Origin of the sequence: Herbiconiux sp. L3-i23 (assembly GCF_023734115.1) — a bacterium.
GTDB lineage: Bacteria > Actinomycetota > Actinomycetes > Actinomycetales > Microbacteriaceae > Naasia.
In genome coordinates, this window is sequence record NZ_AP025737.1 from 1,136,721 (window position 1) to 1,152,874 (window position 16,154).

At 67.8% G+C, this 16,154-nt stretch carries 11 protein-coding genes and 1 tRNA gene; 11 read left to right on the top strand and 1 reads right to left on the bottom strand.

The window, feature by feature from the left end; genetic code table 11:
* The first annotated feature begins 2 nt into the window (after positions 1-2).
* The 8 genes from NGH83_RS05370 (at position 3) to NGH83_RS05405 (ending at position 11,360) form a co-directional block, all read left to right on the top strand.
* Positions 3-1,139, top strand: a complete 1,137-nt coding sequence (locus NGH83_RS05370; protein WP_251858033.1) for a Gfo/Idh/MocA family protein — start codon at positions 3-5, stop codon at positions 1,137-1,139.
* Entirely contained in the window at positions 1,136-1,984 is an 849-nt protein-coding gene (locus tag NGH83_RS05375; protein ID WP_251858034.1) for a ThuA domain-containing protein, read from the top strand. The genes NGH83_RS05370 and NGH83_RS05375 overlap by 4 nt, the downstream gene beginning before the upstream one ends.
* Entirely contained in the window at positions 1,981-5,010 is a 3,030-nt protein-coding gene (locus NGH83_RS05380) for a glycoside hydrolase family 38 C-terminal domain-containing protein (RefSeq protein WP_251858035.1), read from the top strand. Before NGH83_RS05375 ends, NGH83_RS05380 begins: the two co-directional genes overlap by 4 nt.
* Before the next feature lie 22 nt (positions 5,011-5,032).
* Positions 5,033-8,170: a glycoside hydrolase family 2 TIM barrel-domain containing protein gene (locus NGH83_RS05385; RefSeq protein ID WP_251858036.1), complete on the top strand. Its 3,138-nt coding sequence runs from the start codon at positions 5,033-5,035 to the stop codon at positions 8,168-8,170.
* Between the two features lie 107 nt (positions 8,171-8,277).
* Positions 8,278-10,500: an alpha-galactosidase gene (locus NGH83_RS05390; RefSeq protein ID WP_371872758.1), complete on the top strand. Its 2,223-nt coding sequence runs from the start codon at positions 8,278-8,280 to the stop codon at positions 10,498-10,500.
* A gap of 128 nt (positions 10,501-10,628) precedes the next feature.
* Positions 10,629-10,705 (top strand) — tRNA-Pro (locus tag NGH83_RS05395).
* Between the two features lie 103 nt (positions 10,706-10,808).
* A complete protein-coding gene (locus NGH83_RS05400) occupies positions 10,809-10,979 on the top strand; it encodes a hypothetical protein (RefSeq protein WP_251858038.1) in 171 nt (56 codons plus the stop codon).
* Between the two features lie 27 nt (positions 10,980-11,006).
* Complete coding sequence (locus NGH83_RS05405; RefSeq protein ID WP_251858039.1) at positions 11,007-11,360, top strand: hypothetical protein; 354 nt, start codon at positions 11,007-11,009, stop codon at positions 11,358-11,360.
* A gap of 714 nt (positions 11,361-12,074) precedes the next feature.
* On the opposite strand, the gene NGH83_RS05410 is transcribed toward NGH83_RS05405, so the two are convergent.
* Complete coding sequence (locus NGH83_RS05410; RefSeq protein ID WP_251858040.1) at positions 12,075-12,980, bottom strand: hypothetical protein; 906 nt, start codon at positions 12,978-12,980, stop codon at positions 12,075-12,077.
* A 426-nt stretch (positions 12,981-13,406) separates the two neighbouring features.
* Between NGH83_RS05410 and NGH83_RS05415 the strand changes: the two genes are divergently transcribed.
* From NGH83_RS05415 to NGH83_RS05425, 3 genes are all read left to right on the top strand, one after another.
* A complete protein-coding gene (locus NGH83_RS05415) occupies positions 13,407-14,489 on the top strand; it encodes a PD-(D/E)XK nuclease family protein (protein ID WP_251858041.1) in 1,083 nt (360 codons plus the stop codon).
* A gap of 61 nt (positions 14,490-14,550) precedes the next feature.
* Positions 14,551-15,114, top strand: coding sequence for a hypothetical protein (locus tag NGH83_RS05420; protein WP_251858042.1), 564 nt, complete (start codon positions 14,551-14,553; stop codon positions 15,112-15,114).
* A gap of 299 nt (positions 15,115-15,413) precedes the next feature.
* Positions 15,414-16,127 carry a hypothetical protein gene (locus tag NGH83_RS05425; RefSeq protein WP_251858043.1) on the top strand — a complete coding sequence of 238 codons (714 nt, stop codon included), beginning with the start codon at positions 15,414-15,416 and terminating at the stop codon, positions 16,125-16,127.
* Positions 16,128-16,154: the final 27 nt, after the last annotated feature.

Below are 16,154 nucleotides of genomic sequence, written 5' to 3' on the forward strand. Positions count from 1 at the left end.
ACATGTCAGAGCCTGCCCGGCTTCCCGTTCTGGTCGTCGGCGCAGGCGCGATGGGTGGCGAGTGGATCCGCATGCTCGCGAAGTCGTCGCACGCCGAGCCGGTGGGTGTCGTCGACCTCAACGTGGACCTCGCGAAGTCGACGGTCACGGCGGCCGGACTCGACATCGCCGTCGGCGCCTCGCTCGTCGAGGTGGCCGAGGCGTCGGGTGCTCAGGCGGTCGTCAACGTGACGGTGCCGCAGGCGCACCGCGTGGTCAACGAGCAGGCGTTGCGGGCGGGACTCCCGGTGCTCTGCGAGAAGCCGCTGGCTCCGACGATCTCTGAGGCGCTGCGCCAGGTGGCCCTCGCGGACCTCACCGGCCAGTTGCTGATGGTGAGCCAGAACCGGCGCTACTTCGATCACCTGGCGGCGTTCCGTCAGGCGGTCGGTGCGCTCGGCCCGCTCGGTGCCGTGCACTCGCAGTTCTTCCACGAGGACCACGAGCCCGGCTTCCGCGAGCAGATGGCGCATCCACTGCTCGTCGACATGTCGGTGCACCACTTCGACATGCTGCGCTTCCTGAGCGACGACGAGCCGGTCAGCGTGCGCTGCGACTCGTGGAACCCGTCGTGGAGCTGGTTCAAGGGCGACGCGGCGGCGACCGCGACGTTCGAGCTCGCCTCCGGTGCCCGCTTCATCTACTCCGGCAGCCGGGCGACCCCGGGTTTGCAGACCTCGTGGAACGGCGACTGGCACGTCTACGCCGAGAAGGGGGCCGCCCACTGGGACGGCGACTTCGTCGTCGAGACCGACGCCGAGGGCGTCCCGATCGAGGTGCGGCACGGCAGTGAGGGCATCGAGGGCTCCCTGGAGGAGTTCGTCGCCTCGCTGCGGTCGGGCGTCACCCCGCAGAACGAGGTGCGCACCAACGTGCTGACCCTCGCCATGGTCGAGGGCGCGATCCGCAGCAGCGACCGCGGCGGCGAGAAGGTCGTTCTCGCCGACCTGCTCGAAGAGTCGCTCGCTCAGGCCATCGCCGACGAGCAGAGCGACGACATCGCAGATCTTCTGCGCTCATGGACCAGTGCCAAAGACGGCATCTCCACCCCGGCCTGGGGATCGTCCCCGGCCCCGATCGCCTCAGGAGGCGCCCGATGACCGTTGCTGCACCGAGCAGCTCGACCCCCGAGAAGAAGGCCATCAGGGTCGTCGTCTGGGGCGAGAACCGACACGAGCAGATCAACGAGGTCGTCCGCGGCATCTACCCGGACGGCATGCACGCCACCATCGCGGGCGGCATCACCCGCCTGCTCGGCGACGACGTGACCGTCACCACCCGTGTGCTCGACGACCCCGAGCATGGCATGACCGAGGAACTGCTCGCGCAGACCGACGTGCTGCTCTGGTGGGGTCACACCGCGCACGAAGAGGTCACCGACGAGGTCGTCGACCGCATCCAGAAGCACGTGCTCGAGGGCATGGGCATCATCGTGCTGCACTCGGGGCACCACTCGAAGATCTTCCGCCGCCTCATGGGCACCACCTGCAGCCTGCGCTGGCGCAACGACAACGACGGCGAGCTCGTCTGGACGGTCGCGCCGCGCCATCCCATCGCGGAAGGCGTGCCGCAGCCGCTGATCATCCCCGGTCAGGAGATGTACGGCGAGTTCTTCGACATCCCCGAACCCGACGAGCTGATCTTCATCAGCAGCTTCTCAGGCGGCGAGGTGTTCCGCAGCGGCATCACCTACAACCGCGGGTACGGCAAGGTGTTCTACTTCAGCCCCGGCGACGAGATCTTCCCGGTCTACCACCACCCCGACGTGCAGCGCGTCATCGCGAACGGCGTGAAGTGGGCCTACTCCGACCGTGCTCGTGAGTCGTACCTGACCACGCCGATGTACGTCTCGGGTCAGTTCGACCGCCCGGTTCTGCCGTCGCCCGACGGCCTCGTCGACTACTACACCCGCGAGCTCATCGCGCCGCGGGAGAACGCGGAATGACGGACGAGTCGAACCCGAACGGTCGAGTAAGACTCGACGCCGAGACACTCGCGATGCAGCGGGTGCGACGGTTCACCCGCTTCCGGATCACCCCGGCGCTGTACCGCGAGGCGCGCCCGGTCGAGGTCACCGCATGGCAGGTGGACGGCGAGCCCGTTCCCTTCGCCACCGCGGTGACGCAGGAATTCGAGCCAATCGCGATCGGCGCGCCGTGGGGGCGGCCGTGGGACACGGTGTGGTTCGACGTGCGTGGCGAGGTGCCCGCTGACTGGTCGGCGGAGGAGACCGAGCTGATCGTCGACCTCGGTTTCGTCGACGAGCAGCCGGGCTTCCAGGCCGAGGCGACCGCGTACCGTCCCGACGGGACGATCGTGAAGGCGATCGAGCCTCGCAACGCGTGGGTGCCGATCACCGAGCCGGGAGCCTTCCGGCTGCTGCTCGAAGCGGCCGCGAACCCGACGATCCAGGTGCCGTACGAGTACGAGCCGACTCGGCTCGGGGACAGGGCGACCGCCGGCGACGAGGCGCACTACCGCGTCGTCCGCATCGAGGTCGCCCGCCGCGACATCGTCGTCTGGGAGCTGCTGCAGGACGTGCTCGCGCTCGACGGGCTCGTGCACATGCTGCCCGCCGACACCGCCCGCCGTGCCGACATCGTGCACGCGCTCGAACGCATGGTCGATGTCATGGACCCCGACGACATCTCGGGCACCGCCCAACTCGGGCGCGACGCCCTGGCGCCGGCGCTCGCGATGACGGCTCCGGGCAGCGCCCTGCACGTCACCGCCGTGGGGCACGCGCACATCGACTCCGCGTGGCTGTGGCCGACGCGCGAGACGATGCGCAAGGTCGCCCGCACGTTCTCGAACGTCGTCGACCTCATCGAGCGCGACCCCGAGTTCGTCTTCGCCGCCTCCTCGGCGCAGCAGTACCTGTGGTTGAAGCAGAGCCAGCCCGAGCTGTTCGAGCGGGTGCGCGCCGCGGTCGCGTCCGGTCGGTTCCGTCCGGTCGGCGGCATGTGGGTCGAGTCCGACACGAACATGCCGAGCGGTGAGGCGCTCGCCCGCCAGTTCGTGCAGGGCAAGAAGTTCTTCCTCGAGGAGTTCGGCATCGAGAGCGACGAGGTGTGGCTGCCCGACTCGTTCGGCTACAGCGCCGCGCTGCCGCAGATCGCCCGCGCTGCCGGTGCCCGCTACTTCGTGACGCAGAAGCCGTCGTGGAATGAGACGAACCGCATCCCTTATTCGACCTTCCACTGGGAGGGCATCGACGGATCGCGTCTGTTCACCCACCTACCCCCGGCGGAGACCTACAACTCCGACCTCGGCGCGCTCGACCTGGCGCGCACCGAGCGCGTCTTCAGCGAGAAGGGCTCGGCCCGCGAGGTGATGGGCCTGTTCGGGTGGGGCGACGGAGGGGGAGGTCCGACCCGCGAGATGCTGGCACAGGCCGCCCGCAAGCGCGACCTCGAAGGCTCGCCCCGGGTGTCGCTCGGCGACCCGCACTCGTTCTTCGAGGCGGCCGAAGCTGAGCTGACCTCGCCGCCGGTGTGGGTGGGCGAGATGTACCTCGAACTGCACCGCGGCACGCTCGTGTCGCAGCAGAAGACGAAGCGGGGCAACCGGCACAGCGAGGCGCTGCTGCGTCAGGCGGAGCTGTGGGCGGCGACCGCCGCGATCCTGCGTGGCACCGAGTATCCGGCAGCCGAGCTGCAGGATGCGTGGCGCACGGTGCTGCTGCTGCAGTTCCACGACATCCTGCCCGGCACCTCGATCGCGTGGGTGCACCAGGACGCCGAAGCCTCCTACGCGCGCGTCGCCGAGGTGCTCGGGCGGATCATCGACGCGTCGCTGACCGCGCTCGCGGGCGACGGCGACACGGCGCTCGCTGCCAACGCCGGACCGTACCCGCAACGCGGCGTCGGGGCCATGGCTCTCGGGCCGGCCGCCGAGATCATCGCCGCGGCACCGTCGGCCGACGGCGGACTATTCGTGCTCGAGGACGAACAGCTTCGAGTGACGATCGACGCGCGCGGCACCTTCGTGTCCATCCGCGACCTGGTCGCCGACCGCGAGGTGCTGCCCGAAGGCATGGCGGGCGGGGTCCTGCACCTGTTGCGCGACACCCCGCGCGAGTGGGATGCCTGGGACATCAACGAAGAGGACCAGCGGACGGGCCGCGAGCTGCTCGACCCGGTCTCCGTCGCGATCGACGGCGACGCGGTGGCCGTCCGTCACGAGGTCGGCGGGTCGGCGATCGACCTGCGCGTGCGTCTCGAAGACGGTCGGATCGACCTCGCGTTCGAGATCGACTGGCACGAGTCGCAGAAGCTGCTGAAGCTGAAGTTCCCGATCGACGTGCGGGCCGAGCGGGCGGCGTCCGAGATCCAGTTCGGTCACCTGCATCGCGCGATCCACCGCAACACGTCGTGGGACTCGGCGCGGTTCGAGACCGTCGCGCACCGCTGGGTGCAGGTCGGTGAGCCGGGCTGGGGGGTCGCGATCGCGAACGACGTCGTCTACGGCCACGACCTGCGCACCCTGCGCGCACCGTCGGGCAGCCCGATGGTGATGGCGCGGCTGTCGCTGCTGCGCGCTCCCCGGTATCCGGACCCGTTCGCCGATCAGGGCACGCATTCGTTCACCGTGAGCCTGCGTCCGGGCGGCATCCCCGAGGCGATCGTCGACGGCTACCGCCAGTCGCTGCCGCCGCGCGCGGTGACCGGGTCGCCGGTCGAGCCGTTGCTCGCGGTGTCGAACCCGGCCATCGTCGTCGAAGCGGTGAAGCTCGCCGAAGACGGTAGCGGCGACCTGGTGGTGCGGCTGTACGAAGCGCACGGCGACCGGTCGTCGGGCACCGTGACGACGTCGATCGGGTGGGACACCGTCGAGGCGACCGACCTGCTCGAGCGACCTCTCGAGAGCAGCGCCATCCGCTCCACCCACACCCGCCGGGTCGACCTCGAGTTGCGCCCGTTCGAGCTGCTGACGCTGAGATTCAGCACTCCCACCCCCGCTCCCCGATAGATCCGATCCGAAACGAAGTCGAGTGCGCGAAGAAGACCACTACCTCAACGACATCGGACCGGGCAGGGGGCGCAGGCGCCCCGCGCGGTCGTGGCTGCACTCGGATGCGCCGTCCCTCTCGCTGAACGGCGAGTGGCGCTTCCGGCTGCTGAGCGGCGCCCCGGGCACCCTCGGCGCGCCCGCCGTGCTTCCTGCGGGGGAGGCGGCGGAAGGGTTCGCGAGCCCTGAGTTCGACGATTCGGGCTGGGACCGGCTGCCGCTTCCGGCGCACTGGGTGCTGCAGGGCGACGGCCGGTACGGCGCCCCGCAGTACACGAATGTGAAGTTGCCGTTCCCGCAGGATCCGCCGTTCTCGCCCGACGAGAACCCGACCGGTGACCATCGGCGCACGTTCGAGCTGCCCGCCGAGTGGATGGATCGCGACCGCTTCGAGGCGGTGGTGCTGCGCTTCGACGGGGTCGAGTCGCGCTATCGGGTGTGGCTGAACGGTGTCGAGATCGGTGTCGGCACGGGGTCGCGTCTCGCGCAGGAGTTCGACGTGACCGATGCGGTGCGCGCGGGCGTCAACGTCGTGGCCGTGCGCGTGCACCAGTGGTCGGCGTCGACCTACATCGAGGACCAGGATCAGTGGTGGCTGCCCGGCATCTACCGCGATGTCACCCTGCAGGCCCGACCGCGCGGCGGGGTCGAGGACGTCTGGGTGCGGGCCGCGTTCGACCACCGCTCCGGGGCGGGAACGCTGTCGACGGAGCTGCGCGCCGCCGATGCCGCCTACCCGATCCGGCTGTCGGTGCCGGAGCTCGGCGTCGACGTCACCTGGCAGAGCCCCGCCGAGGTCGCGCCGATCGACATCAAGGCCGTCGAGCCATGGAGCGCAGAGGACCCGAGGCTCTACGACGCCACCGTGGTGAGCGCGGGCGGAGCCGAGAGCATCGCGCTGCGCCTTGGCTTCCGCTCCGTCGAGATCGTCGGCGACCGTTTCCTCGTCAATGGGCGTCGCGTCGTGCTGCACGGCATGAACCGGCACGACACCAACCCCGACCTCGGGCGCGGCTTCGACGAGGAGTTTGTGCGTCGCGACCTCGAGCTGATGAAGCGGCACAACGTGAACGCGATCCGCACGGCGCACTACCCGCCGCATCCGCGGGTGCTCGACCTCGCCGACGAGTACGGCTTCTGGGTGATGCTCGAGAACGACATCGAGACGCACGCCTTCCATCATGGGGGCAGCCAGTTCACCTCGGGTGTCGACGAGTGGTTCGGCAACCCGAGCGAGGATCCGGCCTGGCGTGCCACCTACCTCGACCGCATCGAACGCACGGTTGAGCGCGACAAGAACCACCCGAGCGTCGTCATGTGGTCGCTCGGCAACGAGTCGGGCACCGGAGCGAACATGGCCGCGATGGCGGAGTGGGTGCACGCCCGCGACCCCGAACGGCCCGTCCACTACGAGGGCGATCACGCGGGCGACTACACCGATGTCTACTCGCGGATGTACCCGGCGATCGCCGAGCTGGCGAGCATCGGCAGCGACTCGACATCGCGGTTGCTCGACGCGTCGGTGGTGCAGTCGGCGCGGCAGCGCACCAAGCCCGCCCTGCTCTGCGAGTACGTCCACGCGATGGGCAACGGCCCGGGCGGCATCGAGCTGTACGAAGACTTGGTCGACCGGTACCCGCGACTGCACGGCGGGTTCGTCTGGGAGTGGCGCGATCACGGCATCCGTACCCACACCGCTGACGGGATGTCGTTCTTCGGCTACGGCGGCGACTTCGGCGAGACCGGCGTGCACGACGGCCACTTCTGCATGGACGGCATGGTGCTCTCCGACGGCACCCCGACCCCGGGCCTGGTCGAGTTCGCGGCGGTGACGGCGCCCATCCGCTTCGCTTTCGTAGTGACGGACGAGGCGGCGACGGTCACGGTGCGCAACCTCCGCCACTCCGCCCACACCGGCGACCTCGTGTTTCAATGGCGCATCGAGCGCGACGGCCACGAGGTGGCGGCGGGCGTGCTGCAGGTCGAGGGTGCCCACGGTGCGCCGCTGGCCGCGGGCGCCGACGCGGACATCGAACTGCGACTCGATCTCGAAACGCTCGGGCTCGAGCCCGGCGAGCTGTGGCTGACCGTCTCGGCGGTGCTCGCGGCGGATACGTCGTGGGCGTCAGCCGGTCACGCTCTCGCTATCGGTCAGGTGGAGCTGGCGTCGACGCCCGCGCCTCGAGTGCCTTCGGTTGCCGTTCCGGCACGGCACGGCAGCGGAGCCGTCGCCGACGGTCGGGAGACGACCGGGACCTACGAGCTGGGTCCGGCGCGGTTCACGGACGGCCGCTTCACCGGCTTCGGCGACGCGCTCGTCGCGGGTCCGCACCTCTCGTTGTGGCGCGCGCCGACGGACAACGACGCGGGCTCCCACATGGGCAGCTACGACGTCACGGATCCGTGGGAGGGCCGCGGGCTCGGCATCCCGGGCCCGTCGTATGCGTTCCAATGGCTCGAGGCGGGGCTCGACCGGCTGAGCTCCCGCCTAATCGAGGTGAGCAGGACCGAGACCACGCTGGAGCGGCGCACCCGATGGGCTGCCGCCGACACCCGCGACGCGGTGGCGCTCGAAGAGACCTGGGCCGTCGACGGCGACTCGGTGCTGCTCTCGATCGAGCTCATCCCCACCACGCGGTGGGATCTGGTGTGGCCGCGCTTCGGGGTGCGCTTCGACCTGCCGCTCGATGTCGATGGCGCCGAGTGGTTCGGCACAGGGCCGGGGGAGTCGTACCCGGATTCGCGCCGCGGCGTGAACGTCGGACGCTTCCAGGCCGGCATCGACGAGCTGCGGTTCCCGTACGCCTGGCCGCAGGAGAGCGGCCACCGCAGTGACCTGCGAAGCCTCGACATCACGGCGAACGGCAGCCCGTGGATGCGCGTCGAAGCAGAGGCTGACAGTCGTGGGCGTCGCCCCGGCTTCACGCTGTCGCGGTACACGGCGGAGCAGCTCGCTGTCGCGACCCACCAGCACGAGCTCCCGGCCGCCAGTGCCACGTACCTCTACCTCGACGTCGGACAGAACGGACTCGGTTCGCGCGCCTGCGGACCCGACGTCTGGCCCGACGCCCTGCTGCGCCCGGAAGCCCGCTCACTGACCCTGCGGTTCACCGCACTGTGATGCCCACGCTGTGAGATCGCGGCGGTGACCAGCGCCACATCCGCCACCAGGATGTAGGCGAACGGCCTCGCCGCCGCGATCCGCAGATCTCGACCCACCACCCGACGATGGAGTTCCCTGTGACGAAGAGTCCGCCAGCCTTCTCGACCACCGATTCGCAGGCCGATGCGCCCGATGTCGTGCTGCACCTCACCGCTGGGGGTGTCAGTGTCGTGATCGATGCGACCGGTGGCCGCCTGCCCGCGGTCACGTACTGGGGGTCGGCGCTCGGCCCGCAGACCGCGGACGATGTTTTCGCCCTCGAACTCGCCGCGACCGAACCCACGTCGGGCAATGTCGTCGACGTGCCGGTGCGCGTCTCCGTCCTGCCCGAACAGCACGCCGGGTGGGAGGGCAAGCCCGGCATCGTCGGCCACCGAGACGGAGCCGACTGGTCGCCGAAGTTCACCGTGTCCGCCATCGAGGTAGACGGCGAGACCCGCACTGACGGGCGCCTCGTCGAGACCGGTGGCGCCGTCGTGACGGTGACCGCCAACGACGCGGTGGCGGGGCTCGACCTCGCCCTCGAGATCGAGCTGCTCGCCTCCGGGCTGCTCCGCACCCGCGCTGCACTGGTTAACAGCGGCTCCGGCGTTTACACGGTCGACGGGGTGAACCTGGCGCTGCCGATCCCGGTCCGCGCCCGCGAGATCCTCGACTTCGCGGGGCGGTGGAGCAAGGAGCGCATCCCGCAGCGCCGCGACCTCGTCGTGGGCATCCACGAGCGCGAGGGACGCAAGGGCCGCACCGGCCCGGACGCGGCGACCGTGCTCAGCGTGGGAACCCCCGGCTTCGGCTTCGCCTCCGGCGAGGTGTGGGGCGTGCATGTCGGCTTCAGCGGTAATCACCGCCACTACGCCGAGCAGCTGTCGGCCGGCGCGCAGGTGATCGGCGGGGGAGAGCTGCTGCTGCCCGGCGAGGTCCGCCTGGCCGAGTCCGAGAGCTACCGCTCGCCGTGGGTGTACGCCGCGTACGGCGACGGTCTCGATGATCAGGCGCACCGCTTCCACCGCTTCCTGAGAAGCCGCGAGACGCATCCGACGACGCCGCGCCCGGTGACGCTGAACGTGTGGGAAGCGGTCTATTTCGACCACGACATCGATCGACTCACCGACCTGGCCGACCGGGCCGCGGCGCTCGGGGTCGAGCGGTTCGTGCTCGACGACGGCTGGTTTACGGGCCGCCGCGACGACCACGCCGGCCTCGGCGACTGGACCATCGACGAGGACGTGTGGCCGCACGGTCTCGCGCCGCTCGTCGACCGCGTCACCGGTCTCGGCATGCAATTCGGTCTCTGGTTCGAGCCGGAGATGGTGAACGAGGACAGCGACCTGGCCCGCGAGCATCCCGAGTGGATCATGCAGACCGGCGGCCGCCTGCCCCTTCGCGGGCGCGATCAGCAGGTGCTGAACCTCGGCATCCCGGAGGCGTACGAGCACATCCTCGAGCGCATGTCGGCGATCCTCACCGAGTACGACATCGCCTACATCAAGTGGGATCACAACCGCGACCTCATCGACGCCGGCACCTTCCCGACCGGGGTGGCGGGCGTGCACGAGCAGACGCTCGCCGCGTACCGGCTGATGGATGAGCTGAAGCGTCGCTTCCCGGGCCTCGAGATCGAGTCGTGCTCATCGGGTGGCGCGCGCGCGGACCTGGCCGTCATCGAGCGGACCGACCGGGTCTGGGTGAGCGACTGCATCGACCCGCTGGAGCGGCAGCAGATGATGCGGTGGACGATGCAGCTGATGCCCGCCGAGCTGCTCGGCTCGCACATCGGCGCGACGGCCAACCACACGACCGGCCGCACACACGCGCTGTCGTTCCGCGCCGCGACCGCGGTGTTCGGTCACTTCGGCATCGAGTGGGATCTGACGAAGGCGACGGAGCAGGAGAACGCGGACCTCGCCGCGTGGATCGCGTTCTACAAGGAGCATCGCTCGCTACTGCACACGGGCGAAATGGTGCGCGCGGACGAGATCGACCCTGCGTTCCAGGTCTACGGCGCGGTCGCCGATGATAGGTCGGAGGCGCTGTTCTTCGTCGCCTTCCTGACGCGGGCGACGGTGTCGCCGCGCGGCCGCTTCACCCTGCCGGGCCTCGACCCGGAGAGGCGCTACCGCGTCGCGCCGGTCGTCGTCGGCGAGCCGGATCACGGCCGCGCCGACCCGCCCTGGTACTCGGACGGAGCGGGCGTGGTGCTGAGCGGACGCGCGCTCGCGACGGCGGGCCTGCACCTGCCGGGCTCGTTCCCGGAACGCGTGGTGATGCTTCGCATCGAGGCGGTGTGACCGCTCAGGCGGCGGGTTGTCGACCGGTTGCCGTCTTCGCGACGCGAGGTTCGTCGGATGTGTCACCGATGGGCCTCGGGAGGCGGTAAAGTGGTTGATCGCGCCGACCGCGAGGGAGGCACAAGCCACGGGCTGTGGCGCAGCTTGGTAGCGCACTTGACTGGGGGTCAAGGGGTCGCAGGTTCAAATCCTGTCAGCCCGACCATATTGAGGATGTTCCAACCTTTGGACAAAGGGACCTCCTCGGAGGTCGAAAGAGAGCCCTTCGCAGAAATGCGGGGGGGGGGGGGGGCTCTCTTCGTTGGGACGTGCGCCTGCGCCGCGAGGTGGCGCTGCGTCTCCCAGTGGTGGACCGCGTCGTTTACTTCGGAGCGTTCGCTGGAGATGTTGATCTTGTCGTCCTCGACGTTAACGACCATTTGAGTGAACAGCGCGCCGAGCAGATCGCGGCGGACGTGATCGGGCACGCGATTGAATAGCTGGATTGGGTCGGCGAGCGTGTCGACGTGGGCGAGGACGAGTTCAGCTCCATAGTGGAGGCGGTCCTCCGTATGGGCGAACTTCTCCTGGACCGCCCCTTCTTCATCGACACTTGCTCGAGCCGCTCGCGCAACTTGCTGGTCGCGAGCGTTCCATCGGCAGCGAGCTCGATGAGGCCATCTTCCTGCGCCTCTAGCTTCTTCACGGCGCACCTCGGCGTGAGTCACCGTTTCAAGCTGACCGTCGCGTACCCGAGCGGGGGCACCTTTCTCGCCCATGTCGATCACTTCCCGAAGCCGCATGACAGCAGCGCGGTGCTCGAGCTGGCGGCCGTCTTTGGAGTCCAGGGTTCTTCATCTACAGGAACCAAGGACTTCTAAGGTCCGACACAGGGTGGCAAGGTGCTGAGCTGGCCTGTTGTCCTCTCCAGGCCTGTTTGAACCTGCAAGGTCCAGATCCATCGGCATGTTGATGCCTGCCCAAGTGAGATTCTGAGGTGAGAATCTGCTATATTTTTTTTTTGTTCTGTGGCCTGGCGGCCGAGCCGCATGTGCTGTCCTGGCAACAAGCCTGCCTGTGCGCATGTTCATGGGAGGCGTCTAACTGCACGCCCTAATGCGACAGGGCTCTGCTGGAGTGTGCCCACTCACAGTTTTTTTACTAGCTCGAGCCATGTAGCGAGGAGGGATCACAGCAGAGAGCAGATCCCATGCTTCATGGCTGCGGCTGTTTATTGTCTCCTCGTGCTGCGGTTTTTTTTTTTTTGTAGCAAACGTTCCAGTGGGGAAGGCTCCCAGCTTGTCTACTTCTGTTCCTATAGTCGCCTTCAGCTCTCTTCACACGAGCCTCAACGCCTGCTGGCACCAGTGCCACCGTAGTCCCGCTAAAGTTCTCCACGAGCCACCGTGGATCAGCCGGCTGCTTCCTAGTTCTGCCTCGATGGCAGCCATGTTTTTTTCCCGCCGTCTCAGCAGAATATAGCGGTGCCATGTCTCCAGCGCGACCGTGGCCGGAGCGCACGTCACGCGCCTCCTCGCCGGAGTTAGGGGAGTGTAGCCTACAGCCAGCAGCCCAAAGTCCATCCCAGAGATGCCTCATATAGAGTGTTGCATCGGAGATATCTGTCCAAGTTTTGCTGCGCGCTTGAGGGCGGCGCGGCAGGTCGAGATACACGGACCCTGGAGTCCGGTGCCAACCCGGTCGACAGAAGGTCCAAACCATCCCGGCCTCCTGGAAGCGTCGCGCCCGCGACCGCCAGAGCGTGCTTTAATGCTCCCCAGGCGCCGCCGCGTGGAGTGCTTGGCGAGGTCGCCGACCTTGGACTTCTTCTCCATCTTCTTTGCGAGCGCGTCGAGCTGGAGCAGCGCGTAGGCCTGTGTGGTCGCGATGGTCTGGGCGGCGCCGTGCAAGTTTGACCAGGTCACCTCGGAGACGCGTCCGACGTGCTCACGCTTGAACATGGCGTCGTCGATTACCATGCCGACGCCGATCATCTTCGCGATCTCTGCGTTCTTCTGTGCGAGGAGGATGTCGTCGACCTTCTCATCGATGACTTTGAGGTACTCGGTGATCTCCTCCATGGTCTGCTGCATGGCCAGCTGCGCCATGATCCCCGCAGCACCCGCGAGCATCGCTGGGTTCGTCAGCATTGAGCCCACCGAGCCGGGCTTCACGAACTCCAGGATCTTCGTGACCTTGCCCTTGCTCGTGGTGGCGATGGCGCGGCTGACGCCGTCCGAGGACCCCTTCATCGCCTTCCCGAGCTTGAGCGCTTTGGCGGACTCCTCGGTGAGCTTCACCCAGCGGCCCGAGTTTGCTGCGATCTGAGAGCCCGCTTGCGCCACACCGGAGCCCGCGTTCAGGGCTGCGCCGAACGACGAGCGGAGGGCAATCTCCTTCGAGGTGACTCCGGCGGTAGAGAGGAAGAGCTCAACCTCGCTGGGGTGGCCGAAGATGGCGACGCCTTCACCGTCGCTGACCAGCTCGATCTCGCTGCCCATGTTCACCTCTTTCGAAGGCAGTGGGGCCTCACCGCTCTCACGGTACCTGAGCCCGGAGACGTCGCTTCAGATGCGCCTGCCACGACGCCTCCCTTGGGTGTCGGCGCGAGTCGATACGGTCTCATCATGCGCCCGCTCTCGCCCACGCAGGGTCTCTACCCTTCGCGGCATTGCCGAACATGGCCTGGTCGTGCCGAGCGTCACGTTGGACGGCCCGTACGCGATGGCGCACCTTGATCTCCCGGCTCCGGCGTATGAGGTCGTGCGTGTCACGACCGCTCGGCGTCTTGCACGAGACGGTCTGATCGCCCCTCGGCAGCACACCCCGGCACCCGGGGAAGTCGTCATTGAGTGGGAGACCACCAAGGCCGGCAAAGCGCTGCTTCATGAGCAGCGCGACTCGGCGCCCCTAACCTGAGACTCGTTATGACTGAGGACTTCAAAGACGTCGCCCGCCGCATCGAAGCGAACCCGCTCGGGCGGCTCATGTACGGCCAGCGCGAGCTGTTCCACTCCAATCTCATCGGTTGGTTCTTCGACCAGCTTCCGGATGCGGCCGACGCGACGTTCCGGCCGCTTGCCTCGCCCGGCACGGACTCTGGTCGGTTCGTAGAGCGCGAGCGAGGTCACATGGATCTCGTGTTCCACTGGCCAGACCGTGCCCCGCTCGTCATCGAGAACAAGGTCTTCTCCCTGCCCCACCGAGACCAGCTCCATGAGTACCACGCAGCCGCATCGAAGTGGCCGCACACGCCGGCCCTTGTGCTGCTCTCGGTAAGCGCGCCGGACTTCGACCTGGGGGAGTGGCGCTACCTGAGCTACGCCGAGTTCGCCGCTCGCATCCTCGACGCGCTTCCTGCCGACTCGTCCTACGAGGTTGAGACGATGCGCCGCTACGCCGCGCTCGTTGCCGACTTGTATCAGCTCGTCTCGGCTGTCGACGTGCAGTCCGACGACGAGGCGGTCTGGCTGCCGGGATCGATATTGTCGGCGATCTCCAGCACGCAGATGCGCGCGGCGCTCCATAAGGCGCGGGCACAGCGCGTCGCGCGGGTGCTCAACGAGTTCCTTCCTGGCTTGGAGCAGCCCGCTGCGGGCGGCATGAGCAACGCGACACCGCTGGTCGAGTCCTTCGAGTACGTCTACACCCGCCGCATGCATCTGCACATTGGTTGGCAGCTCCAAGGCAGCCAGTTCCGGCGCGCCGCCGTTTACCACGACCCATCCATCTCCGGGCGGAGCCAAGAGTCTCGCAGACTCCGCGAAGACGTCAGCCGCGAACACCCCGAGTTCTACTCCTTCCCTGCCCCACTGCCGCAAGCGATTGGCGGGCGCAAGGAGTTCAACCACTTCGCCCCCTCCTTCGTCTACAAATACGTCAAGACGCCGAACCTCACTATCTCCGAGCTGAAGGCAGCCGCCGCCGAGGTGCACGCGGAGATCCAGCAATTGCGCGCCGAAGGGGCGAACGAGAGTCGCCCCGCCGAGGCAGTGCGCAAGGCTCCGTAGAACGCTGTCGTCCCGCTTCGGCTCCGAGGTGTCGTCGGTGCCGCTGGCTACCCTCGGAAGCGTGGAAGCCTTTGAGCAGTTCGTCGCCCTCGCACTGGAAGCCGAAGGGCTGGTCGTCTCGAGCGCGCTCAAGTTCCCCGTCAAGCGCCGCACCCGCAAAACCGCCTACGAGGAGTGGCAGACGCACGGCTTTGAGGTGGATCTCGTCGCCGCTCGTGCCGACAAGCTTGTGCTCGCGACGGTGAAGTCCTTCTTCGGCTCGCGTGGGGTCGTGGCAGCGCACGTGCGCGGCGAGAGCGAGAACCGCACTTGGAACGCCGCCTACGCGCTCCTCAACGACGAGCAGATCCGTTCCACTGTCGTCGCGGCGGCCGCGGAGCGGTTTGGATTCAACGTTGACCAGGTCGAGCTGCGACTCTACGTCGGCAAGTTCGCCGGCGGCGGGAGTGAGGCTGCCGTGCGCGACTGGTGTGCCCAGCAGGTCGTCGGTGCGGGGCCGATCGCGGTGGTTGGTGCTGCCGAGGTGGTGAAGACCGTTCGCGAGGTCGCGGGCTCGAAGCAGTACCGCGACAACGCCGTGCTGGCCACGATGAAGGTGCTGGACGCCGTGGGGGCGCTCGCTTAATCGCCCGCCACGCCCGGGAGTACGACTCAGTGAAGGTCGTCATAACTGACGCCAACGAGGATGACATCTCGCATGGCATCTTCTACACCGCCATCACCCGAGCGCGCGAGACGCTGAGATCTACTGGACCCCGGAGACGCAGGCGAAGGTGATGGGCCAGCTCGATCCGAAGCGAAGTGGTCGGGACGTCGGCCTTCTGAAAGCGCGTCGCGGTCTCAAGCGGGTGTCATAGCTCGACTCAGAATGTCGGAGGTGCTCACTAGCGTGAATCTCCTGTACCTGAAGCGAGGCGATGCACGATGACATCCGAGACGTACCAGTTCCCCGTCGCGATCTCGCGGCTCAGTGAAGGTGAGACTTCGCGCGAACCCCAGAACCTGCGGGCGATCAAGTGGCTACTTGAGCAGCCCGGTCGATCCGTCGTCGTGGTCACGCCCCAGAAGCAGTTCCATGGAGACGGCCTGAAGCGGCTGGTGGCGCAGCCTGGCGTGTTGCACCTCAGCTGGAAGGGATTCTCGACCGGTTCGCTCGCTGGACGTCGAGTGCTGTACGCCTGGCCGGATCGCCAGCACCTCAACGGGCTCTGGGGCGTCGAGGCTGACGCACTCGTGGTGATCGAGTGGAATGAGAGCGAGACGGCCGAGTGGATCGAAGACGCCAACCCCGCGCAGCTCTTGCGAGGCGAGACGGTGCCACCAGCCGCCGTATCTGCTTCGCCCAAGGCGCACGAGCCGCTTCCGAATGGAGTCGACGGGATTCTTGAGCACATCGCCGCGATGGCGGCCGGATACAGCTCGGGTCTCAAGTGGAATGAAGAAGACAAGCTCAAGGCCGACATGATGAATCGGCCGGACCGCTGGTTGCCGATCACTCCCGAGCAAGTCCGCACTAAGTGCCGCGAGCTGGGCATGCGGCCTAACGACGTCGACACGGTCGCCGGGTTCCTGCAGCGGCGCAAAGAGGGTCGACGCTTCAACGTGCAAAGCTCGTACCGAACCTTCCACTTCAGCTGACCCGGGGCTTGGGCAGCTGGGCGACGA